We start from the raw sequence: 24,353 nt of genomic DNA, 5'->3' as shown, positions 1-24,353 counted from the left end.
TGCAACGTGGGCTCGAGCCTTGGCCGGCCGGGGTGCGTAAGCGGATAGTCGTTACGGCCTGGACATTTCCACATCCGAGGGAGACGCGTTGTCATATCTGGAGTTGCCCGACGGCGTTCCGCTCTACTACGAGGACCGCGGCTCCGGGCCCGCCGTGCTGCTCATCCATGGGTGGACGATGAACAGCACCTTCTGGGGTCAGAACGTCGGGCCGCTCAGCGAGTCGAACCGGGTCATCACTGTAGACCTCCGCGGGCATGGTCTGTCCGGAAAAACCGATGAAGGTCACACTTTGTCGCAATATGCCCGCGATGTACGAACCTTGCTCGACCATCTGGGAGTGCGCGATGTGTGCATGGTGGGCTGGTCGATGGGCACCGCGGTCATCCTGTCCTACGTCCAGCAGTACGGCTGCGACCTGCTGCGCTCGGCGGCCTTCGTCGACCAGTCGCCGCGGTTCCTGGACGGGGAGGGGTGGGACTTCCCGCTGCTCGGCGGCTACTCCACGACCGACCTCGCCGTCTTCACCCAGGGCGTGCGCCATGCCAGGCCGAGCGTGATCAAGCCGTTCATCGCCGCGTGCTTCGCCGAGACGCCGCCGGAAGAGGTGATCGACGCCGTCTACGCCGAGACCACCAAGATGGCCACGTCGGCGGCGCTGTCGGTCTGGTACGACATGGCCTACGCCGACCTGCGCCCGGTCCTGCCGTCGCTCACCGTACCGACCCTGCTCATGTACGGCGCGCGCAGCAAGATCTTCCCGGGTGAGCTCGACGCCTGGCTGGCCGAGCGGCTGCCCAAGGCCCAGGTGGCCCGCTTCGAGAACAGCGGCCACGCCCCGTTCAGCGAGGAGCCCGACAGGTTCAACGAGACCCTGGCGGCGTTCCTGCGCTCCTGACGTCGGAACGCGGATTGGATCTCACGTGGGGAGTGGGAGTGTCTCGAGTGCCCCGCAGGCGGCAGGACCTCAGGAGCGCCAGGTGACCAGGATCGCGGCCACCGCGGCGGCCGACCTCGCGCACCTGCACGAGGAGTACCAGCTCGTCCGGCTCCGCGACCACCTCGTGCTGCTCGGCGTCAACGCCGAGCTGCGCGACAACAACACCGCTCTCATGGTGCACCGGCCCCCGCCAGGACTTCCCGTCTGGGTCTTCGTCGGGTACGGCGGCGCCTGCTACTCCTGGCAGAACGCCAACAAGCGGCACCCGGTCGACGATCCTCAGGGTGCCGCCGCCGTGCTGGCCGAGTACGTCTCGCGGTAGGCGACCAGAGCCCGGTCCCCCTTCGGGGGACGGCTCGCCGTCGCCATCGGATCGTGTGTCCCCGGGCGGGAGGGCGCCCGGGGACACGCTCGCTCGGACCGCACCTCACGCCCGTGCCGCGCTATCGCGCCGGGCGTGAGGTGCGGTGTCGGGCGGCCAGCAGGACGACCGGTCCGGCGGCCAGGAGCAGGGCCAGGGCGGCGAAGCCGTACGCCGGCGTGGAGGCGGTCGCGACGCCGGCCACCAGCAGCGGCCCGCCCGCGTCGCCGAGTTCGCGGCCGAGCTCGGCCGCCCCCATCGTCTGGCCGAGCCGTTCCCGCGGGGTGGCGGCGGCCAGGGCGGCGAACCCGAGCGGGGTGATCAGCCCCGTTCCCGCACCGACCAGGACCGCGCCGGACAGCAGTCCGGGCAGCCCCGGCAGCATCGCGCAGCCCAGCCCGGCGGCGGTGACCAGCAGGCCGGCCGGCAGTCCGGCGCGCAGGCCGAGCCGTCCCGCGTCGAGGGCGCGCCCGGCGACCGGCTGGACGACGGCGGCGCAGGCGGCCAGCACGGAGACGGCGGCGCCGGTGGCCACGGTGCCGAGCCCGGCCGCGGCGCCGGAGACCGGCAGGAAGCCGACCCCGACCGACAGTGCGGCGCTCGCGCCCGCGAGCGCCGCGGTGGGGCCGAGGAAGGAGGGCGCGGACAGCCTCCTGGCCAGGTCGAGCACGGTCTGGCGGGCGCGCGGCAGCGGCGGCACGGCGGGGACGGCCAGCGCCGCCCAGAGCGCGACGGCGGCCGCGAGCCCGGCCGTGACCGCGAACAGCAGCGACAGCCCGCCCGCCCAGACCACGACGCCGCCGATCAGCGGGCCGAGGGTGTAGCCGACGGACTTGGCGAAGCCGTAGCCGCCGAAGGCGCGGCCGTGCTTGGCGGCCGGGTTGAGGCGGGCGACCAGGGCGGCGGCGGATGGGGAGAACGCGGAGGCCGCTGCCCCCTGGCCGAGGCGGGCCGCCCACAGCCAGCCGGGGCTGTCGGCCACCGCGTAGAGCGCGGAGGCGGCGGCGAAGGCGATCAGGCCGCCGAGCAGGACGGGCCGCGCCCCGACGCGGTCGGCGAGCGTGCCGAAGACCGGTTTGAGCACGACCTCGGCCCCGTCGTACAGGGCCAGCAGGCCGCCGAGCATCAGCAGTGAGGTCACCGCGTCGGCGCTGAAGCCGCCGAGGTTGGCGGCGATGGCGTGGGCGCCGAACGCGGTGGTGAACCCCGCGGCGTACAGCGGCCCCATGGCGCGCGGGGGCGGCGTCTCCTCGTCGCCGGTCATGTCGCTCCTTCGTTCTCGTCCCGGATCGGCTACCGCCTGATCGCGGCGACCGCCGCGAGGTCACGCCATGCCCGCTCGGGCCGCCGGGTCTCCTCCGGGTCCCCGCTGAACGGATCGAGGACGACGGCCTCGGCACCGAGCGCCTTCAACCGCTCAAGATCGGCCGCCACCTGCTCGATCGTTCCCTGGCCCGCCAGCCGGTTCCCCGCGCGGGGGGACAGGTCGAGCGCGATCCGGGGAACCAGCGCGGGGAGCGGGCGGTCCTCCTCGGCGGCCAGCGCCGCAAGCCGTTCGACCGACTCCTCCAGCCGCGCCATCGGGTACCGCAGCGGATGCCAGGCCGCGCCGAGCCTGACGGCCCGCCGCTGGGCGGCCTCGCTGGAGCCGCCCACCCAGAGCGGGATGTCACGCCCTTCCCAGGCGGCGCGCATGACGTCGAGGTACTCGTCGGTCAGCCGGCCTCGCCTGTCGAACGGCACGCCGAGCGCCTCGAACTCCTGCCGGGCCCAGCCCACCCCCACGCCGAGCACGAACCGCCCGCCGCTCAGGTCGTGCAGGTTGATCGCCATCCGGGCGGTGACCAGCGGATGCCGGTACGGCACGATCAGCACGGTCGTGCCGAGCGTGACCCTGGTGGTGATCCCGGCCAGCCACGACAGCGTGGTGAACGGCTCGTAGAAGGGCGCCGGGTACTGCGCGGCCACGTCGGGCGTCACCACGACGTGGTCGGAGACCATCAGCAGGTCGAACCCGAGCCCTTCGACGGTCTGCGCCCAGCTGCGCAGCATGCCGGGATCGGTGCCGGGTCCGAAGTTCGGAACATTCACCCCAATTCGCACGGGTTCAGGCTATAGACGCAGGCGCCCGTCGCTGAAGGGACTCCGTCACGCCGGTGGAACCCGCCACAACAGGGGGATTGACGAAACTTACTTACATGCTATTGATAGATCAAGTCGGAAAGTTTCAGTACCGCTGCACCTTCTCATCGGGGGACCGTCGGAGCCCACCCCAAGGAGGACGCGCATGGCGCGCAGCAAGCCCACCGACCCGCCCGTCGACTTACTCGGCCCCGTCCAAGGAGAAGTCTCCTGGTTCTGTTGCGGAACCGCCTGGGGCCCGTGCAGCACCACCGGCAGGGGAGCCTGCGGCACCTGCAACTCGGGCAGCCTGCAGCACGCATGGCCCAACACCTCCGACGCCTGCTGGGCGATCACCCGCCCGGACGTGTGCGGAGACTCCCTGTCCCGGCGGACCTGCGGATTCCGCCACCAGACCACGTCGCTGTGCGGCGGCGCCAGCGTCATCACCTCCATCGCCGACTGCGGCCCACAGACGGACCTGTTCTGCGGTGAGCGCAGCTGCTGCGGCGCGACCTGCGCCAGCAACCGGCTGATCGACCTCACCCCCGCGGCCTACAGCCGGATCGCCAGCCTGTCCACCGGCCTGCGGCCGTGCGAGATCTCGACCGCCTAGGGAGCACGCCATGACCAGCAGAAGGCAACTGCTCAAGTCCGCCGTGCTCGGCGGCGGCGCCACCGTCGTCGCCGCCACCGCGATGGGATCGCTCGGCGCCGAAGCCGCCTTCGGCGCGGCGGCACCGCAGGTCGAGCCGGGAACCCCCGACCCCGACTTCGCCGAGGGCCGGATCCGCTCCATCAAGGACAACACCCTTCTCGTCCTCGGCTCGAACCTGGTGTTCCACTCCATCAGGGTCGTCGACGGCACCAGCCTGTGGAAGCTCGGCCCGGTCGGCTTCGACCAGGCCAAGCCGGGCGACGGCCTCTACGCCAGAGGCGTCCGCATGCCCGACGGCGTGCTCGCCGCCGAGTCGGTGTGGCTCAACATCATCAACATCAAGGGCCACATCACCAACATCACCAGCGAGAAGATCCACCTCGACCACCACGGCAAGGAGATCCTCTGCCACGTCGTGCCGGGCAGGTCGGTCGCCATCCACTCCGACGCGCCCGCCTCGGCGGACCTGTCGCTGCTCCGCGTCGGTCAGCACGTGCAGATCCTCGGCGCCTGGCGCCCTGACACCAACGAGGCCGACATCGCCACCGTCTTCTCCCCGCACTAGCTTCTCCCCGCACCAGGAGCGACACATGCAAGGGATCGCCGCGCTGCAGCCGTACGTGATCGCCGCCTTCCTCGCCTGGGCGGCCGTGCTGAAACTGTTCTCCCGACGGATGCGATCGCAGACCGGGCAGACCGCCCTGGCCCGGCTGGTCGGCCCGGCGCGCGCGATCCCCCTGCTCCGGCTCGTCGGGCTGGCGGAGCTGGCAGTGGCGGCCGCGCTGCTCCTACCGCCGGCCTCCCCCTGGGAGGGCACGGCCGCCGCCGCGCTCTCCCTCGGGTTCCTGGCCTACCTCGGCTACGCCGCCGTGGCCGCCCCCGCCTCCTCGTGCGGCTGCCTCGGCGCCCACGCCCAGCCCGTGAACGTGCGCGGCTTCGCCCGTGCCGGGCTCCTGCTCGCCATGAGCCTCGCCGCGATCCCGGCGCCGCCGTTCCGGCCGGACCCGCCGCTCCTGCTGCTGGGCCTGGCCGAGGCGGTCGCGCTTCTCGTCCTGTCGCCGGAGCTGGACCGGCACTGGCTCACACCCCTGCGACAGCTGCTCGTACGGCTGCGCAAGCCGCTCGCCGTCCCCGACGGGCGGGAGGTTCCGCCGGAGGTCTCGCTGCGCCTGCTCTACCGGAGTCCCGCCTACTGCACGGCGTCCGCGCGGCTCACCTCGGACGTCCAGGACGTCTGGGAGGAGGACGGCCTGCGGTTCGTCAGCTACGCGGCAGGCGCGCGGACGGCGGTCTTCGCCATCCCGCTGTCCGGCGGCGACCCCTCCGCCGTGCGCGTCGCCCTCGTCGAGGAGCCGGCGCCGGCCTGAGCCCCGCCGATCCACCGGTCACCCGCCAACCCGCCGATCCACCAGTCACCCGGTGGGCCGGCGGGCCGCCGGTCACCCGGAGATCCCGGTCGGTGGCCGGTTCAGGAGGCGTCGTGGAGCGGGGCGGACTCCTCGACGGTGTCGGCGATCCAGTCGCGGTAGTGGGTCACGTCCGTCCAGATGCCGACCCCCGGCCCGCCTTCGGGGTTGGTGGAGCAGCCGGCATGGCCGTCCGTGCGCTCGCCCAGGTCGTCGCCGTCGCGCGAGGTGGCGCCGACCAGCTCCCACCGGCCGGCCACCCGGCGGATCAGCGGGCCTCCCGAGTCGCCGTGGCAGGAGCTGGCCGCCCGCCCGTCACGCTCGCCGATGCACAGCTCGCCGCTTCCCCCGAGGTCGGCGCACCGGCCGTCGGCCACGCGCACGGTGTCGAGCTCCTGGAGCCACCGCGTGCTCGTGCAGGCGCTGTCGTTCCTGTCCTCGCAGGTCATGCCCCAGCCGATGACACGGCTGGGCTCGCCGACCTCGCCGGGCTCGGCGGCGATGCGGACGGGCGCGAGGTTCACCCGCCGGTCGAGCTGGACGAGCGCGATGTCGGATCTGGCGGCCATCGGCATCCCGTCCCCGTACCCGCCGCTGTCGCCGTAGGTGACGACGCGCTTGACGCTGGTGACGACCCCGCCCACCTCGCGGTCGAGTGAGCCGATCCGTACCTGTGTCCTGCCCGGCTTCATGAGGCCCTTGCAGTGGGCGGCGGTGACGACCCAGTCGGCGGCGACGAGGGCGCCGCCGCAGTGGTGCTTCGGCAGCTCCTTCAGCTGGAAGGACACCATGAACGGGTAGCTCTCGGTGGCGGGCCGCCCGCCGATGATCGCGGGACGGCCGGCGCCCGCGGTGCCCGCGCTCGTGCTCGGCGTGCCGGCGGCCGCGGCGGCGACCGGAGCGGTGGCCAGCGCGAGACCGGTGGCCATGAGGGCGGCGAGCACCGCCGATCGTCTGCCAGTCGCCTTGGACACGCACCTCTCCCATCAGTCGCAGAGGCGGCCGGGGAGAAACCTGGAACGATCCACGCACCACTGGCCGACGACGTGCCGCCGGCTCGGCCCGCAGCCGCATCGGCAAGGCTACCTGCGGCTTCGGGTGGACGGACCATCGTTGCCGTCCTTCGACACTACCCGGGGAAGGCCCCTCCACGCGTGCGCGCAAAGGTCGGCGAAAAATGCCCCCACGCTTCTTGAGCCCAGGGACAAACCGGACGAATCATCGAAACTGGAGGTGGTTGCCGTGAACAAGAGTCACGAGCTGCGATGGGGCGGACTGGCCGGTATCGGTGCCCTGGTCGTCGGGGCCGTCGGCCGGCTGGTGATGGGGAACGCTCCGAGCATCACCGAGCCGACGATGACGATCGCCGGATACCTGGCCGGCTACCGGGCCCAGATCCTCGCGGCGGCCACGCTCTTCGCCGTCGCGCTGATGCTGTTCCTGTGGTTCGGCGTCGCGCTGACCACCGCCTTCCGCCAGGCCGACGAGGGCAGCGACACCCCCGCCCTGGTGCTGGCCGGGTTCGTGCTCGTCACCGCGATCGGGTTCATCGGCGTGTCGGTCTTCGCCGGCATGACCTACGCCATGACCGCGAACCCGGCGCTGCTGACCATCGCCTCCGGGCCGTACACGGCGCTGACGGTGATGGGCGGGATCGCCGGGATCGCCGTCGCGGGCCTGTTCGCGGCCATGGCCGCCGCGATCATGCGCACCCGGGCGTTCCCCGTGTGGATGGCCTGGTTCGCCGTCGCCGTCGCCGCGGTCAGGCTGCTGGCCGCGATCCTGGTGGGCGGCGGGAGCGGGGCGCTGCGGCCGGACGGCCCGCTGACGCTGATCCTGCCGGGCCTGCTGACGGCCGCGTGGGTCCTGGCCGCGAGCTGGCTGCTCATCCGCGAGCACCTGCCGGTGCCCTCCGCCGGCGCCCGTCCCGTGATGGGTCACTAGGTCACGGCGGGGATGCCGGGAGCGCGCGTGACCGACGGGCTCGGGGCGCCGGCGCCGGGCGGTCCCGGAGCTAGCCGATGACCTGGATGCCGCGCTGCGACCAGAGCGCCCGCGAGGGCGCCTCGGGGTCGGAGACGTCCGAGGGGTCGACGTCGAACACGTGGGTGGTGGCCTTCACCGGGTCGTAGGCGGCCCAGCCCGGGTCGCCGCCGGCCGCGAACCGGGTCCAGGCGGTGCGGAACTGCCGTGACAGGCCCTCGCCCTCGGGGGAGCCGCCCGTCAGCATCAGCGCGAGCGGGGCGTCGAGGGTGCCGAACGTCAACGGCACGTCGAGCCCGTGGCAGGCGCCCATCCCCGTCGGCGACCAGGCCAGCTCGTAGGCGTGCACCTGCCCCTGGTGCGCGTCGGCCAGCAGCGCGCTGGGCATCCTGAACAGCCAGTCCGACATCAGCAGCACGTACAAATCCTCGGCCGTCGCCTCGGGGCGCGCGGTCCGGTAGGCGGCCTCCGCGCCGGCGGGCGCGAGCGTCCTCATGGCGGCGCCGAGGTCGCCGGTCCTTCCGCCGCCGAGCGTGTGGAAGTACCGGAACTCGTCCCTGGTGAAGCCCACGACCAGCTCGATGTCCCGCCCGGCCCCGGCCGACAGCGCCTCCCACGGCGTGGTGGTCAGCACCTCGCCGTCGACGACCGGCGCGAAGGGCATCCGCAGGAACGCCATCGGCCCCCAGCGCCCGGGATCGTCACGTCCGGGCGCCATCATGAGCGCGCCGGCGCTCTCGACGAGGTCCTCGGGCGCGGCGTCGTACGGCGAGCCGCCGCCGAGCCCTTCCATGATCGCCGCGGTGATGCCGGAGGCGAGTTCGGGTGTGAAGAACGCCCCCGGCACGCTCTGCGCGATCGCGCGCCTGAACAGCCCCGCCGCCGCGGGCATCGCCATCAGGCACGCGATCGCGCCGGCCCCCGCCGACTCGCCGAAGACGGTCACGTTGCCTGGATCGCCGCCGAAGGCCGCCGCGTTCTCCTGGACCCAGCGCAGCGCGGCGACCTGGTCGAGCAGGCCCCGGTTGGCGGGGGCGCCGTCGACCTGCCCGTACCCCTCCATGCCGATCCGGTGGTTGACGCTGATCACCACGACGCCTTCGCGGGCCAGGCGGGCACCGTCGTACTCGGGGAAGTCGGTCGCGCCCGTGAGGTAGGCGCCGCCGTAGATCCATACCATCACCGGCAGGCCCGCGCCGCCGGGGTCGGGCGTCCAGACGTTGACCGTCAGGCAGTCGAGCCCGTCCGCGGAGCTCCATCGCGGCATGCCGGGCAGGACCGCCGGCTGGGGCGGTCGCGGTCCGAAGCTGGTCGCGTCGCGGACGCCGTCCCATGGATCCGCCGGTTGCGGGGCCGCCATGCGCAGCGGTCCGAACGGGCTCTTGGCGTAGGGGATGCCCTTGAACGTCGCGACGCCGTCGTCGAGGTGTCCCTGGATTGTGCCTGTCGTGGTCGCCGCAGCGATCAGCCGCATGGCCCGACCCCTCTCGTGGTGGAGGAGGCGATCCCGTGGGGATCAGCCCCAAGATCGTTACTGCGTGACCGTACCATTCGGCATGGTACGTCCCTGATCCGGGGTGTCAGCGGAAGGCTCGCCTGCCGTGGGGGAGGAACGCGCGCACCGCCGGGGCGGGCGGGCTCTTCCAGGTCAGGGCGAGCAGGGCGGGCGTCTCGACGTCGTCGATGGTGAGGGCAGCGAGCCGGTCGCGGTACGGCACGGCCATCGACTGGCTGAGGACGGCGACGGCGAGCCCGCGAGCCGCCAGATCGGCGATGGCGTCCGCGGCGCCTGCCTGCAGGGTGATCACCGGCTCGAGGCCTTGCGCGGCGCAGGCCTGGTCGAGCACCGCGCGCAGGCCGGTGCCGGGCGGCATGCACACGATCGGGTGGGCGACCAGGTCACGCAGGGTGAGCCGGCGCAGCCGCGTGAGGGGGTGCCCGGCCGGGACGGCCGCGACGAGCCGCTCGCTGACGATGGTCAGCGCGTCCAGCCCGTCGGGTGTGGCGGCCGCGGTCCCGACGAGGGCCAGATCGAGTCCGCCCTCGCGCACGCCCTCGACGAGCCGGGCGGAGTTGTCCTCCAGCAGCGAGATCTCCACACCCGGATGCTCCCGGTGGAAGGCCGCCAGGGCGTCGAACAGCGGCGTGACGGTGCAGCCGACGACCATCCCGACCGTGAGCCGGCCCCTGATCAGGCCGGTCACCTCGCCCACCGCCTGGCCGACCGCGCCGGCGGCGGCGAGCGCCGCGCGGGCGTGGTCGAGCGCGGCCTTGCCCGCGACGGTCAGGCTCGCCACGCGCGCCGAGCGGTCGAACAGCTCGGCGCCGAGCTCGCGCTCCAACCGGCGGATCTGGGCGCTGACCCCGGACTGGCTGATGTGCACGCGCTCGGCCGCCCGGGTGAAGCTCCGCTCCTCCGCGACCGCGACGAAGTACTCCAGCTGCCGCAACTCCATAACTGTTGATTCTAGATCCCATCAGAACCAGCTGTTGGACTTCTGGAGACGGCGCCGCGAGGCTGGAACCATGACGGAATACGAGAAGGCCATGCGGCCCGAGGACATCACCCGCCTGTTCGTCGAGCGCTCCAACGCCGGTGACGCGGCAGGCGTCGCCGCGCTGTACGAGGAGGACGCGGTGCTGGCCTACCCGCCGGGCGGCCAGACCGTGGGCCGGCAGGCCATCCGCGCCCTGTGGGAGAAGGTGCTGGCCGGCCGTCCCCGCTTCGAGCCGGAGACGCCGCTGCCGACGCTGGTCAGTGGCGACGTCGCCCTCACCTCGACCGCGCCGAGGGACGGGGCCGGCGCCCGCGCCCAGGTCGTCAGGCGCCAGCCGGACGGCAGCTGGCTGCGCGTGCTCGACCAGCCCGAGTTCGTCCCCACCACCGGCTGACCCGGCCCGCGTGCCATCCCCGACATCCCCCGGCATCCCCGGCGATCAGGGTGTCAGGCTACGGCGGGTCGTCCGATGCCGGGGAGGGCGGCTTCCAGGCAGGCGGCGACCTGGAAGACCGTGACGTCGTCGTAGGTGCGGCCCACGACCTGCACGCCGGTCGGCACGCCGGTGGCGGCCCGCCCCGACGGGACCGACAGGACCGGGCAGCGGCTGGCGATGTTGAACGGGATCGTCATCACCCCGAGCATGTAGTGGCCGAGCTCGCCGTTGATCGGCAGCGGGCCGCCGTCGTGCTCGGCAGGGAAGGCGGGCACGGCCGTGGTCGGGCACAGCAGCGCGTCGAACCGTTCCAGCAGCTCGCCGAGCGGCCGGTAGATCAGGCCCTCCAACTCCATGCCCTGGTAGAAGCTGAGCTCCGGCTTGGTGCCGGCGAAGCGCCGCGTGTAGTCCGACAGCAGGTCCGCGTGCTCGGCGGCCAGCTCGCCGATCCCGGCGCCGAAGATGCCCGCGAAGTGGGCGTCGGCGGCGGCCATGATCTGCGCCCTGGTCCAGGGCAGCTCGACCTCCTCCACGACCGCCCCTGCCGCCCGCAGCGCCTCGGCGGCGGCCAGCGTGCCGGCCACGACGTCCGGCTCCACCAGGTAGTCGCCGAGCGTCGTCGACAGGGCGATCCGCATCCCGCGCACGTCGCCGGTGAGCGGCGGCAGCTCCAGCTTGGGCCGGATGGAGACCACGTCCCACGGGTGCGGCCCGGCGATCACGTTCTGCAGCAGGGCGACGTCGGCGACGGTGCGCGCCATGGGCCCGTCGTGGCAGTACTGGTCGAGGTTGAACGGCGGCAGCGCGGGCACCCGCCCGAAGGGCGGCTTGAACCCGACCACCCCGCAGAAGGAGGCGGGAATGCGGATGGAGCCGCCGATGTCGGAACCGGTGGCCAGCAGCGAGGTGCCCGCGGCCAGCGAGGCGCCGGAGCCGCCCGACGAGCCTCCCGGCGAGTAGTCGAGGTTCCACGGGTTGCGCGTCACGCCCCACAGCCTGCTGTGGGTGAAGGCGGCGCAGCTGAACTCGGGCGTCGTGGTCCTGGCGTGGATGATGCCGCCCGCCTGCGCGATCCGGCTGACCACCGGGTGGGTCTCCTCGGCGATCATGCCCTGGAGCAGGAGCGAGCCCTCCTCGTGGGTGCGGCCCTCGATGGGCTGCTCCTCCTTGACGGCCACCGGGATGCCCTCGAGCGGCCTGGCGGTGCCGTTCAGGTAGGCGGTCTCGGCGGCCTTGGCCTGCTCCATCGCCGACTCGTACAGGCGCTCGGTGAAGGCGTTGATCCGCGGCTCCACCGCCTCCGCCCGGTCGATGACGGCGTTCAGCAGCTCCACGGGCGACAGCTCACGCCTGGACATCAGGGCGTGGGCCTCGGTGGCCGAGAGGTAACACAGCATTTCCATGACTCTCCTCAGAAGGCGGGCCGCGGGACGGAGTCCAGCAGGAGCCGCGTGTACTCGTGCTCCGGCGCGGTCAGCACCCGCGCCGTCGGCCCCGACTCGACGATCCGGCCGCGCCGCATGACGGCCACGTGGTCGGTGACGCAGCCGACCACGGCCAGGTCGTGGGTGATGAACAGGTAGGAGACGTCGCCGGCCGTGCGGATCTCGGCCAGCAGGCCGAGGATCTGCGCCTGGACCGACACGTCGAGCGCGGCCACGGCCTCGTCGAGCACCAGCACCTTGGGCCGTACGGCCAGCGCCCTGGCGATGGCGACGCGCTGCCGCTGCCCGCCCGACAGCTCCCTGGGCATCGCGCGCGCCTCGCGCGGGCCGAGGCCGACCTGCTCGAGCAGCTCGGCAGTCCGGGCCGCGTGCGGCTCGCCGGGAAAGTGCAGCCGCAGCACCTCGGCCAGCGACTCCTCGACGGTGAGGCGCGGGTCGAGCGAGCCGAGGGGATCCTGGAAGACGATCTGGATCAGCCTCGCCCGGTCCTTGCGGCCGAGCGAGGCCAGCGGCCGGCCCGCCACCAGCACCGTGCCCGCGTCGGGGCGCTCCAGGCCGAGCAGCAGCCTGGCCGTCGTGGTCTTGCCGGAGCCCGACTCGCCGACCAGGCCGAGCGAGCCGCCCGTCGCCAGGTCGAAGCCGACGTCGTCCACCGCGGTGAACGCGCCGTACCGCTTGCTCAGGCCGCGCACCTCGAGGTCGATGTTCACGGTTCCGCCTTCACACAGGCCACCCCGTCCACCAGGAGCGGGGCGGCGGCCGTACAGGAGTCCATGGCGTGCGGGCAGCGCGGGGCGAACGGGCAGCCGGGCGGTGCCGACAGCAGGTCCGGCGGGCGTCCGGGGATCGGGGGCGGCAGCGTGCCCAGGTCGCTGACGCGCGGCGTGGCCGACAGCAGGCCCTCGGTGTAGGGGTGGCGCGGCTTGGCGAACAGCTGCCGCGTCGGCCCGGTCTCCATGACCCGGCCCGCGTACATGACGTAGACGCGGTCGCAGATCATGGCGGCCAGCTCGAGGTCGTGGGTGATGAAGAGCATCCCGGTCCGCGTCCTGGCGCGCAGCTCGCGCAGCAGCCGGATGATCTCGGCCTGGGTGGTCACGTCCAGCGCGGTGGTCGGCTCGTCGGCCAGCAGCAGCCGAGGTTCGCCCGCCAGGGCCGCCGCGATCACCACCCGCTGGAGCATGCCGCCGGACAGCTCGTGCGGATGCTGGCGCACGTGCCGCTCGGGTTCCGGCAGGCCGACCATGCCCAGCAGCTCGACGGCGCGGGCACGGGCCGCCCTGGCGCCCATCTCCTCCCGGAGGATCTCGGCGAGGAAGTCGCCGATCCGCCGGAAGGGGCTGATCGCCGCCCGCGGGTCCTGGTAGATCATCGCGGCCGCGTGGGTCCGGTGGCGGCGCAGCCCCGCCGGCGACATCGACAGCACGTCGGCGCCGTCCATGCGGATCTCGCCCGAGGTCCGCGCGCCCTTCGGCAGCAGGCCGAGAACGGCCCGCGCGGTCAGGGACTTGCCGGACCCCGACTCGCCCACCAGGCCGACGGTCTCGTTCTCGGCCACGGTGAGCGAGATGCGGTCGATCGCCGGGCGGGCGGTGCGCGGCAGCCGTACCGAAAGGTCGTCGATCTCCAGCATGGTCACCTCCTGGAGACGCGGTCGGCGAGGCTCTCACCGACGATGTTGAAGGCGATCACGCTGAGCACGATGGCCATGCCGGGCACGAGGATCGGGCCGAGCGCCCCCTGCAGGACGGCGGACTGGCCCTCGTTGATCATGGCTCCCCAGTCGGCGGCCGGCGGTTGCACACCCAGGCCGAGGAAGGCGAGCCCGGCCAGGTCGAGCAGGGCGTAGCCGAAGTTGATCGTGGACTGGGCGAGGATCACCGGCGCGATGTTCGGCAACAGGTGGCGCAGGCAGATGGTCAGGCCGCTGAATCCCAGCGCCCGGTAGGCGGCGATGTACGGCCGGCCCATCTCCCCTCGCGCCACGCCGCGCACCATGCGGCCGACGAACGGCGTGTACGCCACGGCGAGGGTGATCACCGGTCCGAGCTGGCCTGGGCCGTACATCGCGACGACCAGCATGGCCAGCAGCAGGCCGGGGAAGGCGAAGACCAGCTCCATCGAGCGCGACAGCGCGGTGTCCACCCAGCCGCCGTGCCAGGCGGCGGCCAGCCCGATCGCGACTCCGAGCACCGTGGACAGGGCCACGACGCCCAGCGGCCCGAGCAGACCCGTCCGCGCGCCGTAGATCACCCTGGAGAGCAGGTCGCGGCCGGAGGCGTCGGCGCCGAGCAGGTGGTCGGCGCTCGGTCCGGCCAGCACCGCCGACAGGTCCACCGCGTCGGGGTCGGCGGGGGCCACCAGCGGCGCCAGCACGGCGGCCACGACCAGCAGCGCGATCACAGCCAGCGCCGCCGTCCGCAGGCCGCCGCCCTTGAGCCGGCCGGTGAGGCCACGCAGGCCGGGTCTGACGACGAGTTGTTCCATCAGGTCCTCGCTCCCAGGCGGACGCGGGGATCGGCCAGCGGCGCCAGCAGGTCCACCACGAGGTTGGTGACCACGAACACCGCCACGGTCAGCAGGGTCAGCGCCTGCACGACGGGGAAGTCCTTGACCGTCACCGAGTACTGCAGCAACTGGCCCAGGCCGTTGACCCCGAAGGTGGTCTCCACCAGCACGGTCGAGACCAGCAGGCCGGGAACGAGCAGGCCGCCGTAGGTGAGGGTCACGGTCATGGCGCCGCGCAGCACGTGCCGGCGCACGATGGCCCGCTCGGGCACGCCCCGGCCGCGGGCGACCGTGACGTACTCCTGGCCCAGCTGGTCGATCATCGCGGTGCGCGACACCCGGGCCAGCACCCCGGCGAAGGTGAGGGCGAGCGCGACGGCGGGCAGCGTGAGATGGTGCAGCCGGTCGGCCAGGCCCTCGCCCGCGCCGATGGACGGGAACCAGCCGAGGTTCACCGAGAACACCGCGATCAGCACGAACCCCAGCACGAACGAGGGGGTGGCGACCGCGACCGAGCTGCCCACCAGCACCGACTTGTCGACCAGGCCGGGCCTGATCGCGCTCCACACGCCGAACGCCAGGCCGAGGACCATGGTGAGCGCGAAGGCCATGCCGATGAGGGTGAGCGTGACGGGCACGCGGGCGGCGATCAGCCCGCCGACGTCGGAGCGGAACTGCACCGAGCGGCCGAAGTCGCCGGTGAGCACGCCGCCGATCCAGTGCAGGTACTGCACGGGAACCGGGTCGTCGAGCCGGTACTGCGCGCGGATGGCGGCGATGGCCTCCGGCGTGGCCGAACGGCCGCTGAGCAGGAAGCTGGCCGGGTCCCCCGGCGCGAGCTGGAGAGCGCCGAACACCAGGAAGGAGGCCGCCCCCAGGATCGCGGCCATCCCGGCCAGGCGCCGCAGCAGGAAGCGCGCCATCAGCCCGCCGCGCCGATGTCCGCGGCCCACGGGTAGTAGAGGTAGGAGATGCTGGTGGGCGCGCCCGTGATGCGCTTGCCGAGGAACATCACGTTGTCGAGGTCCGCCAGCGGGATCCACGGCAGCTGCGTGGCGACGGTGTCCTGGAGCTTGGCCGTCAGCTGGGCCCGCTTGACCCGGTCGAACTCCACCTGGGCCGCCTCGACGAGCTTGTCGTAGGCGGGGTCGGAGAAGCCGCCGTAGTTCTCGAACTGCCCGGTCTCGAACAGCCCGTACAGCTCCAGCGGGTCGGTCGCCGACAGGTACCAGAACGTCGGGAACAGGTCGATCCCCTTGCGCGCCTCGGGGTCGGAGAACAGCGCGGTGTAGGCGTCGGGGGCGACGGTGCGCACCTCGGCGGACAAGCCGATCTCCTGGGCCGCCGCCTGCACGGCGTTGGAGATCACCGACATCTCCGGACCCGTGTTGGAGGTGCCGATCACGATCTTCTTGCCCTGCGCCCCGGCCTCGGCGATGAGCTTCTTGGCCCCTTCCACATCCCGCGTGACGGCCGGCGCGGACGGCTTGGCCGCCGCGACGTTGCGCCAGGACTCGACCGGCCCCGGCACGAGCGAGGGGCTGCTGTAGTCGCCGAAGGCCGCCTTGGCCAGGCCCTGCCTGTCGATGGCCAGCGACAGCGCCCGCCGTACCCTGAGATCGGCGAGGGTGCCGTTCTTGAGGTCGGAGACGATCAGGTTCGCGGTGGTCAGGTTGGGGCCGCCGTAGACGGTCCCGGCACCCGAGGACCGTAGCCGGGCGACGGAGGCGGCCGGCACCATCCAGCTGCCGTCGGCCTCGCCGGTCACCAGGGCGTTGGTCCTGGCGGCCGCGTCGGCCACGAAGGTGAAGGTGACCTTGCCGGCCTTGGCCTTGTCGCCCCAGTAGCCGGCGAAGCGCTCCAGCTGGATCGACTGTCCCTTGGTCCAGGTGCCGAGCTTGAACGGGCCCGTGCAGTCCAGGCCCCCGTCGGCGGTGCCGAACGACTTGCCCTTCGCCTTGAGCGAGGCGGCGCTGGCCACCGTGCCGGGGGAGGCGCCCATCTCCAGGTTGAACAGCGCGTCGGGCCTGGTGAACTTGACCGTCACCTCCATCGGGCCGGTCTTGGTGATCGACTCGACGTTGCGGTAGCTGGAGATCCAGTAGGAGCCGATCTTCTCGTCGAGGTGCCGGTTGAGGCTGGCCACCACGTCGTCGGCGGTCAGCTCGGCGCCGCTGTGGAACTTCACGCCCTTGCGGATGGTGTAGACGAGCGTCTTGGGGTCGCGCTGCTCGTACTTCTCCGCCAGGCCGGGCTCCTCCTTCAGCTCCGGCGTCCAGCGCATGAGGCTCTCGCAGATGTTGGACAACACCATGTTCTGCGGGTAGTCGAAGGCGTAGACGTAGTCGAGGGTCGGGGGCTCGGCGTAGGAGGCCCAGGTGAAGGCATCGATGTCACCCTTGGGCAGGGGAGTGCCGGAGCTGAGGGTCTTGCCGGGGGAGGGCGTCGCGTTCCCGCCTCCTCCGCCGCACGCGGCGGCCGTCACGGTCAAGGTGAGGACGGCCAGCGCCGTCCACCGTCGTCTGCTCATGAATCACGCCTTTCTCGCGAGATGTCAGGCCTGGTGGACGAGCCGGCCCTGGACGTAGGTCCTGACGACACGGGTGGCGCCGATCTCCTCGGGAGGTCCGGCGAAGGGGTCGCGGTCCAGCACCACCAGGTCGGCGTCCTTGCCCGCCTCGACCGTGCCGGTCACGTCGTCGAGGTGGTTGATCCAGGCGCTGCCCGCCGTGTAGGCGGTGAGCGCCTGCGCCAGGGTGAGGGCCTGCTGGGGAAGGAACGGCTCGCGGGGCTCGCCGTCGGGCACGGCCCTGTTCACCGCGACGTGCACGCCCCACAGCGGGTTCGGGCTGCTCACCGACCAGTCGCTGCCGGCCACCAGCCGCGCGCCCGCGCGGAGCAGGTCGCCGAAGGGGTACTGCAGGGCCGCCCGCCCGGCCCCGAGGAAGGGAATGGTCAGCTCGTCCATCTGGGGTTCGTGGGCCGCCCAGAGCGGCTGGATGTTGGCGGCGGCGCCGACCTCGGCGAACCTGGGGATGTCGGCGGGGTGCACCACCTGCAGGTGCGCGAGGTGGTGGCGGTTGTCGTTGGCGCCGTTGGCCGCGCGCGCCCCGGTGAGGGCGTCGAGCGCCTCCCTGACCGCGCGGTCGCCGAGGGCGTGGAAGTGGATCTGGAAGCCGAGCGCGTCCAGCTCGCGGACCGCCTCACGCAGCAGGCCGGGGTCCACGAAGCTGATGCCGCGGTTGGCGGTCGCGCAGCCGCAGCCGTCCAGGTACGGCTCCAGCATCGCCGCGGTGAAGTTCTCCGCGACGCCGTCCTGCATGATCTTGACGGTGGTGGCGTTGAAGCGGCCGACCCGCCCGTTCTCGCGCCGCTCCACCAGGTGGGGGATCTGCTCCAGCCCGCGCTCGCGGTCCCACCACAGCGCGCCGACGACGCGGGCCAGCAGGGTTCCCTCACGGGCGGCGCGCAGGTACACCTCGTAGTTGTCGGGGTTGCCGGGGAAGGCGCCGATCATGGCGTCCTGCCAGGCGGTCACGCCCATCGAGAACAGGTGGGACTGGCCCGCGAGCAGGCCGGCGTAGGCCTCCTCGGCGGTCGCCACCGGCACGTGCTCGCTCACCAGCGTCATGGCGCCCTCGTGGAGGGTGCCCTGCGGGGTGCCGTCGGGCCCGCGCTCGATCCTGCCGTCAACGGGGTCGGGGGTGTCCTTGTCGAGTCCCGCCAGGCGCAGCGCCAGGCTGTTGGCCCAGGCGCCGTGGCCGTCCCTGTTGGTCAGCAGCACCGGCCGGTCGGGCACCACCGTGTCGAGCAGCTGCCTGGTCGGCGTGCCGCCGGGGAAGACGTCCATCGACCAGCCGCCACCGTGGATCCACGCCTTGTCCGGGTGCGCCGCGGCGTAGGCGGCGATCACCGTCAGGTAGCCCTCCACGGTGTGCTCGGCCGACAGGTCGCAACGCAGCATCTGGCCGCCGCCGAAGGCCGGATGCACGTGGGCGTCCTGGAAACCCGCCATGAGCAGCCCGCCGCCGAGGTCCACCACGTCCGTGTCGGGGCCCGCGGTGGCCAGCACCTCCTTCCGGTCGCCGACCCGCAGGACGCGCCCCCCGCCGACCGCGACCGCCGCCTCGATCGGGGCGGCGGTCGTGCCCGTGAAGACCCGCCCCATGAAGATCGTTTCCACCATGACCGCACCTTCCGCTCACGCCGTGTTGGGGAGGAGTGAACGCGAGCGCAACATAGATGTCAACACTGTTGCGCTATCCGGAGACCCAACCGATACACTGGGGCGATCATGGCGAAGACACCTGTGAGGACCAGACGCTCGGGCAGCCAGCTCAGCCGCGAGGCCATCATCGAGGCCAGCCTGCGCATCGCCGCCCGGGGCAGCGGCGACGCGTTCACCGTGCGCCGCCTCGGCGAGGAGCTCGGAGCCGACCCCACGGCCGTCTACCGGCACTTCCGCGACAAGGACGAGCTGCTGCTGTCGGTGGCCGACCGGGTCTACGGCGAGGTCATCGAGAGCGTTCCCGACGGGCTCGGCTGGAAGGACCGGCTGCGGGCGCTGGCCGACGCGTCGCTGCGGATCGCGCTCAAGTACCCGGCCGTCGCCTCCATCACCGGCAGCCGTACCACCCGGCGGATCAACGAGTTCCGCCTGGTCGAGTTCATCCTGGGCGCGGTCGGCGAGGCGGGGCTCGACGGCGCCGACGCCGCGCTGCACTACCGGGCCTTCGCCGACGCCCTCCTGGCGCACGTGGCCCAGGCGGCCGCCTACGCGCTGTTCTCCCCCGAGGTCAGAGCGGGGGACGAGTCGTCATGGGGGCGGGAATACCGCACGGTCGATCCCGAGCTCTTCCCCCGGATCACCCGCCTGAACGCGGAGCTCGCCGAGATACGCCCGGGGCCGGTCTACACCGTCCAGGTGGAGGCCCTGATCGCCGCGATCGAGGCCCGCGCCGCGTCGGCGGCCGGGGACGCGCCCCGGACCTGAAGCCACGGCGGGGATCCGTCAGCGGACGCGGACCTGCGAGGCCAGCGTGCCGCCGCCGGGCGCCCGCCATCCGGCCGGCACGAACGCGCCGGGGCCGAGGGCGCGGGTGAGCGGCACGCGCACGGTCGTGACACCGCCGCGCGCGACGGTGACCACGCGGCTGCCCGCCGTCCCCTGACCGTCGCGGACGCACAGGTGCGCCGTGCCCGCGGACGCGGCGCGCAGCGTCACCGTCACCGCGTCCCGCCCGGCCACGGCGGAGGTGACCAGGCCGCGCTCGGACGGCCCGGCCGCCGGACCGCCGGCGAGCGGCAGGCCGAGGCGGGCCGCCTGCTCCAGCGACTGCGGCGAGTCCAGGCTGGACAGGCCGGTGTCCGGGATCACCGGGTCGGGCGGGGTGGTCGGCCGCCCCGGCGGCGGCCGGTAACCCGGCAGCGTCACGACGCCCCACCGGTACGGGTCGCCCTGCACGCCGCCCCACGTCGACCAGCCGATCCGGGTCTGGCCGGTCTTGTCCTGGGTGTCGGAGTCGTACACGAGGACGTTCAGCCCGAGATGCCCGGGATCGACGGCGCCCGGCAGGAGCTCCATCGGGATGGCCATCTCCACGGTGTACTGCCCGGCCGACACCTTCGCGGCCACCCGCATCCCCGGAGCGGTCCGCTCGCCCGGCCCCTGACGGTTGTCGGCGTCCCGCTCGAAGCACGGCGGCCCCTCGGCCGTCACCGGCAGCACCGCCGCCTTGAACGTCGTGGAGGTGTTCTCCGACGCGCCGCGCGGGTCGAGGGTCACCTCGACGGCGTCGGTCCGCCAGTGGCGCTTGCAGTCGGCGGCGGGCAGGCGGGTGCCGGTCACGTCGTCGTTCACCTGGACCAGGAGGAACAACGTGTCGTCGCGCCAGGAGAGCTTGGCCGTGCCGGAGCAGTCCGCCGCCGACGCGCACGCGGAGCCTTCCCAGAGGCGTGAGACGTCCAGGGCCGCGCCGGCGTACTCACCGTCGCCCTCGGCGCCGTCGACGACCGGCGCCTCGGCCGCCCGCGGGATGGCCGCCGCCGGCACCAGCTCCAGCGCGGGCCTGCTGACGCTGGAGCCGTCCGCGCTGGTCGTGGTGATGGTGTAGGCGTAGTCGCCGCCCTCGTTGCCGGTCTTCAGCGAGGTGTCGGTGTTGGTGACGGTGAACGGCACCGTCGTCGAGGCCCCCGCCGCCAGGCCGGTGTAGGCCGCCTCGGCGCGGTCGGCGGCGAAACCGGCGGGCAGGTCCAGCCGTACGGTGCCGGACCGGACGGTGTCGCTCACGTTGGTGACCACGACGCCCACCTGGCGGGAGCCGCCTGAGGGCAGGGTGAGCACGGGAGTGACCAGGTCGCGCAGCTGCGGCACGCCCGCCTGCGCGGCCCACGTCTCGTACTGGCCGACCTGGGGCAGCGACTGCTGCCCTCCGCGTACGGCGGGGCTGACCTCGACCACCCGATCGGTGTAGCCGCGGCCCTTCTCGGTGGCCAGCGTCGCGGCCACCCGCGCCCGTTGACCGGGGGCGGCCTCCCGCGGCGGCGTGACGGTGAAGGCGGCCGACCCGGTACGGCCGGCGCCGAGCCCGCCGAGGTCGCCCGACCCGCTGACCCGCCAGCCCTCGGGGACGCGCAGGGTCACCGCCGATCGGCCCAGCGGCTCGCGGGCGGGAGCGGTCGCGGTCACCGTGACGGTGAACGCCGTGCCGGGGCGGACGTCGAAGGTGCCGGCGCGCAGGTCGAGCGAGGTGCCGAGCGGGACCGCGCCGGACGCCCTGACCAGCGCGCCGTCGAGGACCGCCGTCGGCGCGGCGGCCGCCGCGGTGCCCGGTTCGGGGAAGGGCACCCGCGAGTCGACCTGGGTGAAGAAGTCGCAGCCGAGCCGGTCGGGGTCCTGCGGCACGTCGGGGAAGCCGGCCCAGCCCTGGGAGGCGTAGACGCGCTGGGCGTCGCGCTCGATGGCGGCCCAGCTCCGACCCGCGCTCGGGGAGACGCGCCCGCTCCACACGCCGTACACGTTCTGCGTCGGATCGGCGGGGCGGAACGTCGCGGCGCACCGGGGACCGTTCTGGGCGGTCCCGCGCGCCCGTCCGAGCAGCACGCGAGCGGGGGCGAAGGGGCGCAGCCCCTCACGGGCGAGCTGCTCGGGGAAGGCCCGGGGGTCGGCCGCCGCGTGGAAGGCCTGGACGGCCAGCCGCGCGGCCTGCTGGTGGTTGCCGTGGTTGCCGGGAGAGGGGGCCGGATCCATCGTCAGCAGGATCTCGGGCCTGGTCTGGCGGACGATCCGCACGACCTTCTCCAGCGTGTCGCCGCCCCAGACGCGGTCGGTCAGCGGCGCGCTCACCGTGTAGTAGAAGTCGACGTCGTCGAGGTTGAAGACCTCCCGCACGCCTGCCTTCGCCACCGCCGTACGCTCCTCGGCCTCCCTGAGCAGGCCGAGCGCCGGGCCCTCCTCGGGGCCGACGGCGTTGCCGCCGCCCTCGCCCCTGGTGACGGTGACGACGCCGGCGCGGACGCCGTGGTCCTCCTTCCACTGCCCGAGCGTCGAGAGGGTGAAGGCCTCGTCGTCGGGATGGGCGCCGACGAACAGCACGTCGAGATCGGCACGCGTCCCACCCGAGGCGGCGGCCTCGGCCCCATCCCTGGCGCCGGACTCGGTCCCACCTGGGGCGGCGGGCTCGGTCCCACCCGGGGTGGCGGTCTCGGTCCCGCCCGGGGTGGCGGGCTCGGTCCCGGCCTGCGTGGCGGGGTGCGTCACGGAGCCGGGCGGGGCTGGGTGAGCGTGGGAGCCCGCCGGGGCGGCCGAGCCCAGCGCGGGTACGGCCGGCGCCAGCGCCAGCAGCACCGCGACGGCCAGCACGCCCAGGCGATCCCCCGGCCGCGCGGCCCGCCAGGACGCGGTCGAGGGAGTCACCGTCCGCGAAGACGCGGAATGTATGGCCACCGCCCGGGGAGGCGCGGGAGGCGGGCACACCGCTCGCGGAGGCGTGGAAGGCGGAGACGCCTGCGGAGGCGCGGGCAGCGGATGCTCGGCGCGTGGAGGCGTGGAAGGCGGAGACGCCTGCGGAGGTGCGGGCAGCGGATGCTCGGCGCGCGGAGGCGCGGAAGGTGAGGGCTCGGCGCGCGGAGGTGCGGGGGCCGGGGGAGGAGCGGGAGGGGTGGGTCGCGGGTGCTGCGGATGGCGCATGGAACCTCCGGGATTACTCGCGGACCGCCCCCTGGAGCAGCCCGCGGATGAAATGGCGCTGGAGGAACAGGTAGAAGATCACGACGGGTGTGGCGACGATGACCGAGCCGGCGGCGAGGAGCGTGAAGCCGGAGGTGTACTGGCCCTGGAAGAAGGCCAGCCCGAGCGGCGCGGTACGCAGCGACTCCGAGGTCACCATGATCAGCGGGATGAGGAACTCGTTCCACGTCCACATGAAGACCAGGACGGTCAGGGTGACGATGGCGGGCCGGGCCGGTGGCACCAGCACCTGCCACAGGATCCGCCAGACCGAGGCGCCGTCGATGCGGGCGGCCTCGACGATCGCGCGGCTGCCGGTGCGGAAGTAGGCCCGCATCCAGAACGTCCCGAACGCCACCGACAGCGCCACCTGCGGCAGCGCGACCGACCAGAAGGTGTCGGTCAGGCCGAGCGCGCGCAGGTCGAAGTAGAGCGGTACGGCGATGGCCTCGCTCGGCATCATGATCCCGAGCAGGAACAGGTAGAACAGCACCGACCGGCCGCGGAAGCGCATCGTGCCGAACGCGTACCCGCTCATGATCGACAGGACGACGCTGACGACCACGACGAACGACGACACCGCGAGGCTGGTGGCCAGGTAGGTGCCGAAGCGGCCGACCTCCCACGCCGCCGCGAAGTTCCCGACGTGCAGCCCGGCCACGCTGAACCGCTGCCCGTCCGCTCCGGCGGCGTCGTCGGGGCCCAGCGCCGCCGACAGGATCGTCACCACGGGTCCCAGCGCGAACGCGGCGAACGCCAGCAGGATGACGTAGTTGGCCAGCCGTTCCCCGCGAGAGATCACGAGACACCCCTGTCGGCGAACCGGTTGATCACGAACGAGATCGCGAAGATGACGGCGGTGAGGGTGACGCCGACCGCCGCCGCCGAGCCGACCTGGCCGAGCTCGAAGGCCCGATGGTAGACCTCGTACGACGGCACCGCCGTCGAGTCGCCCGGCCCGCCGCGCGTGGTGACGTACACCAGGTCGAACGTCCGCAGCGCGGCGATCACGGTCAGGGTGAGCGCCACCGCGATCTCCCCGCGCACCGAGGGCAGCGTGACGGCGAAGAACTCCCTGACCGCGCCGGCCCCGTCCAGCCTGGCCGCCTCGTACAGCTCCACGGGGATGCGGCTCATCCCGGCCAGCAGCAGCACGGTCACCAGGCCGGTCTCGAACCACGTGCCGACCACGCCGACCGCCGGCAGCGCGAAGGCGTGGTCGCCCAGCCAGCCCCTGGTGAGCGCGTCGAGCCCGAGCGCGCCGAGCAGGTCGTTGAGCGTGCCGTCGGGCGCGTAGACGCGCCGCCAGGCGACGGCCACCACGACCATGGCGACCACCTGGGGCAGGAACACCACCGTGCGGAAGAAGGCCAGCCCGCGCACCTTGGCGTGGTTCAGGATCGCGGCCAGCGTCAGCCCGAGCGCCAGCGGCGCCAGCGCGTAGAAGACGATGAGGACCAGGGCGTGGGCGAAGGCGGCCCGCAGCCCCTCGTCCGCGACGATCGCGGCGTAGTTGTCCAGCCCCGCCCACCGGCCGGGGGTCAGGCCGTCCCACTCGAACAGCGACAGGTGCGCCGCCCGCGCGATCGGATAGAGCAGGAACGCCGCGTAGACCGCCAGGGCGGGCAGCAGGTAGAGGTAGGCGATCCCGCGCGGCTCCCCGGGCGGACCTCCCGGGCGCCTGGGGATGGGCCGGGACCAGGTCACGTCCGCCTCCGGACGCCCTGACCCGGGAGCGCGCATGGACGAGAGCGGCGTGGCCATGAGCTC

23 protein-coding genes are annotated in these 24,353 nt (G+C 73.2%); 8 read left to right on the top strand and 15 right to left on the bottom strand.

Features of this window, described 5'->3' with window-relative positions:
- The first annotated feature begins 154 nt into the window (after positions 1-154).
- Both ACWEVS_RS33440 and ACWEVS_RS33435 read left to right on the top strand, forming a co-directional pair.
- A complete protein-coding gene (locus ACWEVS_RS33440; RefSeq protein ID WP_449919701.1) occupies positions 155-898 on the top strand; it encodes an alpha/beta fold hydrolase in 744 nt (247 codons plus the stop codon).
- A gap of 82 nt (positions 899-980) precedes the next feature.
- On the top strand, positions 981-1,262 hold the full coding sequence (locus ACWEVS_RS33435; RefSeq protein WP_354908018.1) for a hypothetical protein: 282 nt from the start codon (positions 981-983) through the stop codon (positions 1,260-1,262).
- A 121-nt stretch (positions 1,263-1,383) separates the two neighbouring features.
- On the opposite strand, the gene ACWEVS_RS33430 is transcribed toward ACWEVS_RS33435, so the two are convergent.
- Together ACWEVS_RS33430 and ACWEVS_RS33425 are read right to left on the bottom strand one after the other, a co-directional pair.
- Complete coding sequence (locus tag ACWEVS_RS33430) at positions 1,384-2,565, bottom strand: MFS transporter (protein WP_449918747.1); 1,182 nt, start codon at positions 2,563-2,565, stop codon at positions 1,384-1,386.
- 29 nt (positions 2,566-2,594) lie between these two features.
- A complete protein-coding gene (locus ACWEVS_RS33425) occupies positions 2,595-3,404 on the bottom strand; it encodes an LLM class flavin-dependent oxidoreductase (RefSeq protein WP_449918749.1) in 810 nt (269 codons plus the stop codon).
- Positions 3,405-3,588: 184 nt separating this feature from the next.
- On the opposite strand from ACWEVS_RS33425, the gene ACWEVS_RS33420 reads away from it, so the two are divergent.
- Genes ACWEVS_RS33420 through ACWEVS_RS33410 form a run of 3 tightly spaced genes read left to right on the top strand, consistent with a single transcriptional unit; the run spans position 3,589 to position 5,447 of the window.
- On the top strand, positions 3,589-4,038 hold the full coding sequence (locus ACWEVS_RS33420) for an RlpA-like double-psi beta-barrel domain-containing protein (protein WP_354908023.1): 450 nt from the start codon (positions 3,589-3,591) through the stop codon (positions 4,036-4,038).
- 10 nt (positions 4,039-4,048) lie between these two features.
- Positions 4,049-4,645, top strand: coding sequence for a cell wall protein (locus ACWEVS_RS33415; protein ID WP_449918752.1), 597 nt, complete (start codon positions 4,049-4,051; stop codon positions 4,643-4,645).
- Between the two features lie 25 nt (positions 4,646-4,670).
- Positions 4,671-5,447 carry a MauE/DoxX family redox-associated membrane protein gene (locus ACWEVS_RS33410; protein WP_452554677.1) on the top strand — a complete coding sequence of 259 codons (777 nt, stop codon included), beginning with the start codon at positions 4,671-4,673 and terminating at the stop codon, positions 5,445-5,447.
- A gap of 101 nt (positions 5,448-5,548) precedes the next feature.
- Here ACWEVS_RS33410 and ACWEVS_RS33405 read toward each other — a convergent pair whose 3' ends face one another.
- The gene (locus ACWEVS_RS33405) at positions 5,549-6,460 is read right to left on the bottom strand and encodes a S1 family peptidase (RefSeq protein ID WP_452554675.1); all 912 of its coding nucleotides are present in this window, start codon (positions 6,458-6,460) and stop codon (positions 5,549-5,551) included.
- A 268-nt stretch (positions 6,461-6,728) separates the two neighbouring features.
- Here ACWEVS_RS33405 and ACWEVS_RS33400 point away from each other — a divergent pair, with 268 nt between their 5' ends.
- Positions 6,729-7,430, top strand: a complete 702-nt coding sequence (locus tag ACWEVS_RS33400; protein WP_449918759.1) for a hypothetical protein — start codon at positions 6,729-6,731, stop codon at positions 7,428-7,430.
- A 70-nt stretch (positions 7,431-7,500) separates the two neighbouring features.
- Here ACWEVS_RS33400 and ACWEVS_RS33395 read toward each other — a convergent pair whose 3' ends face one another.
- Positions 7,501-8,943: a carboxylesterase/lipase family protein gene (locus ACWEVS_RS33395; RefSeq protein ID WP_452554673.1), complete on the bottom strand. Its 1,443-nt coding sequence runs from the start codon at positions 8,941-8,943 to the stop codon at positions 7,501-7,503.
- A 106-nt stretch (positions 8,944-9,049) separates the two neighbouring features.
- Positions 9,050-9,925 carry a LysR family transcriptional regulator gene (locus tag ACWEVS_RS33390; protein ID WP_452554671.1) on the bottom strand — a complete coding sequence of 292 codons (876 nt, stop codon included), beginning with the start codon at positions 9,923-9,925 and terminating at the stop codon, positions 9,050-9,052.
- Positions 9,926-9,995: 70 nt separating this feature from the next.
- Between ACWEVS_RS33390 and ACWEVS_RS33385 the strand changes: the two genes are divergently transcribed.
- Positions 9,996-10,361: a YybH family protein gene (locus ACWEVS_RS33385; RefSeq protein ID WP_449918768.1), complete on the top strand. Its 366-nt coding sequence runs from the start codon at positions 9,996-9,998 to the stop codon at positions 10,359-10,361.
- A 53-nt stretch (positions 10,362-10,414) separates the two neighbouring features.
- Here the strand turns inward: ACWEVS_RS33385 and ACWEVS_RS33380 are convergent, their stop codons facing one another.
- Genes ACWEVS_RS33380 through ACWEVS_RS33350 form a run of 7 tightly spaced genes read right to left on the bottom strand, consistent with a single transcriptional unit; the run spans position 10,415 to position 18,542 of the window.
- Positions 10,415-11,806 carry an amidase gene (locus ACWEVS_RS33380; RefSeq protein WP_452414960.1) on the bottom strand — a complete coding sequence of 464 codons (1,392 nt, stop codon included), beginning with the start codon at positions 11,804-11,806 and terminating at the stop codon, positions 10,415-10,417.
- A gap of 8 nt (positions 11,807-11,814) precedes the next feature.
- Positions 11,815-12,558: an ABC transporter ATP-binding protein gene (locus tag ACWEVS_RS33375; RefSeq protein WP_354908036.1), complete on the bottom strand. Its 744-nt coding sequence runs from the start codon at positions 12,556-12,558 to the stop codon at positions 11,815-11,817.
- The gene (locus tag ACWEVS_RS33370) at positions 12,555-13,481 is read right to left on the bottom strand and encodes an ABC transporter ATP-binding protein (protein WP_354908038.1); all 927 of its coding nucleotides are present in this window, start codon (positions 13,479-13,481) and stop codon (positions 12,555-12,557) included. The genes ACWEVS_RS33375 and ACWEVS_RS33370 overlap by 4 nt, the downstream gene beginning before the upstream one ends.
- A gap of 2 nt (positions 13,482-13,483) precedes the next feature.
- On the bottom strand, positions 13,484-14,335 hold the full coding sequence (locus tag ACWEVS_RS33365; RefSeq protein ID WP_452414958.1) for an ABC transporter permease: 852 nt from the start codon (positions 14,333-14,335) through the stop codon (positions 13,484-13,486).
- Positions 14,335-15,309 (bottom strand): ABC transporter permease, encoded by a 975-nt coding sequence (locus tag ACWEVS_RS33360; protein WP_449918774.1) that lies wholly within the window; start codon positions 15,307-15,309, stop codon positions 14,335-14,337. Before ACWEVS_RS33360 ends, ACWEVS_RS33365 begins: the two co-directional genes overlap by 1 nt.
- On the bottom strand, positions 15,279-16,886 hold the full coding sequence (locus tag ACWEVS_RS33355) for an ABC transporter substrate-binding protein (RefSeq protein ID WP_452554669.1): 1,608 nt from the start codon (positions 16,884-16,886) through the stop codon (positions 15,279-15,281). Before ACWEVS_RS33355 ends, ACWEVS_RS33360 begins: the two co-directional genes overlap by 31 nt.
- A gap of 24 nt (positions 16,887-16,910) precedes the next feature.
- Complete coding sequence (locus tag ACWEVS_RS33350; RefSeq protein WP_452554667.1) at positions 16,911-18,542, bottom strand: amidohydrolase; 1,632 nt, start codon at positions 18,540-18,542, stop codon at positions 16,911-16,913.
- A gap of 108 nt (positions 18,543-18,650) precedes the next feature.
- Here ACWEVS_RS33350 and ACWEVS_RS33345 point away from each other — a divergent pair, with 108 nt between their 5' ends.
- On the top strand, positions 18,651-19,349 hold the full coding sequence (locus tag ACWEVS_RS33345) for a TetR/AcrR family transcriptional regulator (RefSeq protein WP_354908045.1): 699 nt from the start codon (positions 18,651-18,653) through the stop codon (positions 19,347-19,349).
- Positions 19,350-19,367: 18 nt separating this feature from the next.
- On the opposite strand, the gene ACWEVS_RS33340 is transcribed toward ACWEVS_RS33345, so the two are convergent.
- From ACWEVS_RS33340 to ACWEVS_RS33330, 3 genes are all read right to left on the bottom strand, one after another.
- Complete coding sequence (locus tag ACWEVS_RS33340) at positions 19,368-22,271, bottom strand: sugar-binding protein (RefSeq protein ID WP_452554665.1); 2,904 nt, start codon at positions 22,269-22,271, stop codon at positions 19,368-19,370.
- Between the two features lie 286 nt (positions 22,272-22,557).
- Entirely contained in the window at positions 22,558-23,385 is an 828-nt protein-coding gene (locus ACWEVS_RS33335) for a carbohydrate ABC transporter permease (protein ID WP_452554663.1), read from the bottom strand.
- Entirely contained in the window at positions 23,382-24,290 is a 909-nt protein-coding gene (locus ACWEVS_RS33330; protein ID WP_452554661.1) for a carbohydrate ABC transporter permease, read from the bottom strand. Before ACWEVS_RS33330 ends, ACWEVS_RS33335 begins: the two co-directional genes overlap by 4 nt.
- Positions 24,291-24,353 lie beyond the last annotated feature (63 nt).

This window comes from Nonomuraea sp. NPDC003754 (genome assembly GCF_053605785.1).
Note: the sequence above shows the minus strand (reverse complement) of the source record. Positions and strands in the feature narration are given on the sequence as shown.

Bases quoted from the DNA above. Each gene is read 5' to 3' on its own strand.
- ACWEVS_RS33395 (WP_452554673.1), bottom strand. From the start codon at position 8,943: ATGCGGCTGATCGCTGCGGCGACCACGACAGGCACAATCCAGGGACAC.
- ACWEVS_RS33410 (WP_452554677.1), top strand. From the start codon at position 4,671: ATGCAAGGGATCGCCGCGCTGCAGCCGTACGTGATCGCCGCCTTCCTC.
- ACWEVS_RS33390 (WP_452554671.1), bottom strand. From the start codon at position 9,925: ATGGAGTTGCGGCAGCTGGAGTACTTCGTCGCGGTCGCGGAGGAGCGG.
- ACWEVS_RS33430 (WP_449918747.1), bottom strand. From the start codon at position 2,565: ATGACCGGCGACGAGGAGACGCCGCCCCCGCGCGCCATGGGGCCGCTG.
- ACWEVS_RS33350 (WP_452554667.1), bottom strand. From the start codon at position 18,542: ATGGTGGAAACGATCTTCATGGGGCGGGTCTTCACGGGCACGACCGCC.
- ACWEVS_RS33420 (WP_354908023.1), top strand. From the start codon at position 3,589: ATGGCGCGCAGCAAGCCCACCGACCCGCCCGTCGACTTACTCGGCCCC.
- ACWEVS_RS33370 (WP_354908038.1), bottom strand. From the start codon at position 13,481: ATGCTGGAGATCGACGACCTTTCGGTACGGCTGCCGCGCACCGCCCGC.
- ACWEVS_RS33415 (WP_449918752.1), top strand. From the start codon at position 4,049: ATGACCAGCAGAAGGCAACTGCTCAAGTCCGCCGTGCTCGGCGGCGGC.
- ACWEVS_RS33365 (WP_452414958.1), bottom strand. From the start codon at position 14,335: ATGGAACAACTCGTCGTCAGACCCGGCCTGCGTGGCCTCACCGGCCGG.
- ACWEVS_RS33380 (WP_452414960.1), bottom strand. From the start codon at position 11,806: ATGGAAATGCTGTGTTACCTCTCGGCCACCGAGGCCCACGCCCTGATG.
- ACWEVS_RS33385 (WP_449918768.1), top strand. From the start codon at position 9,996: ATGACGGAATACGAGAAGGCCATGCGGCCCGAGGACATCACCCGCCTG.
- ACWEVS_RS33355 (WP_452554669.1), bottom strand. From the start codon at position 16,886: ATGAGCAGACGACGGTGGACGGCGCTGGCCGTCCTCACCTTGACCGTG.
- ACWEVS_RS33345 (WP_354908045.1), top strand. From the start codon at position 18,651: ATGGCGAAGACACCTGTGAGGACCAGACGCTCGGGCAGCCAGCTCAGC.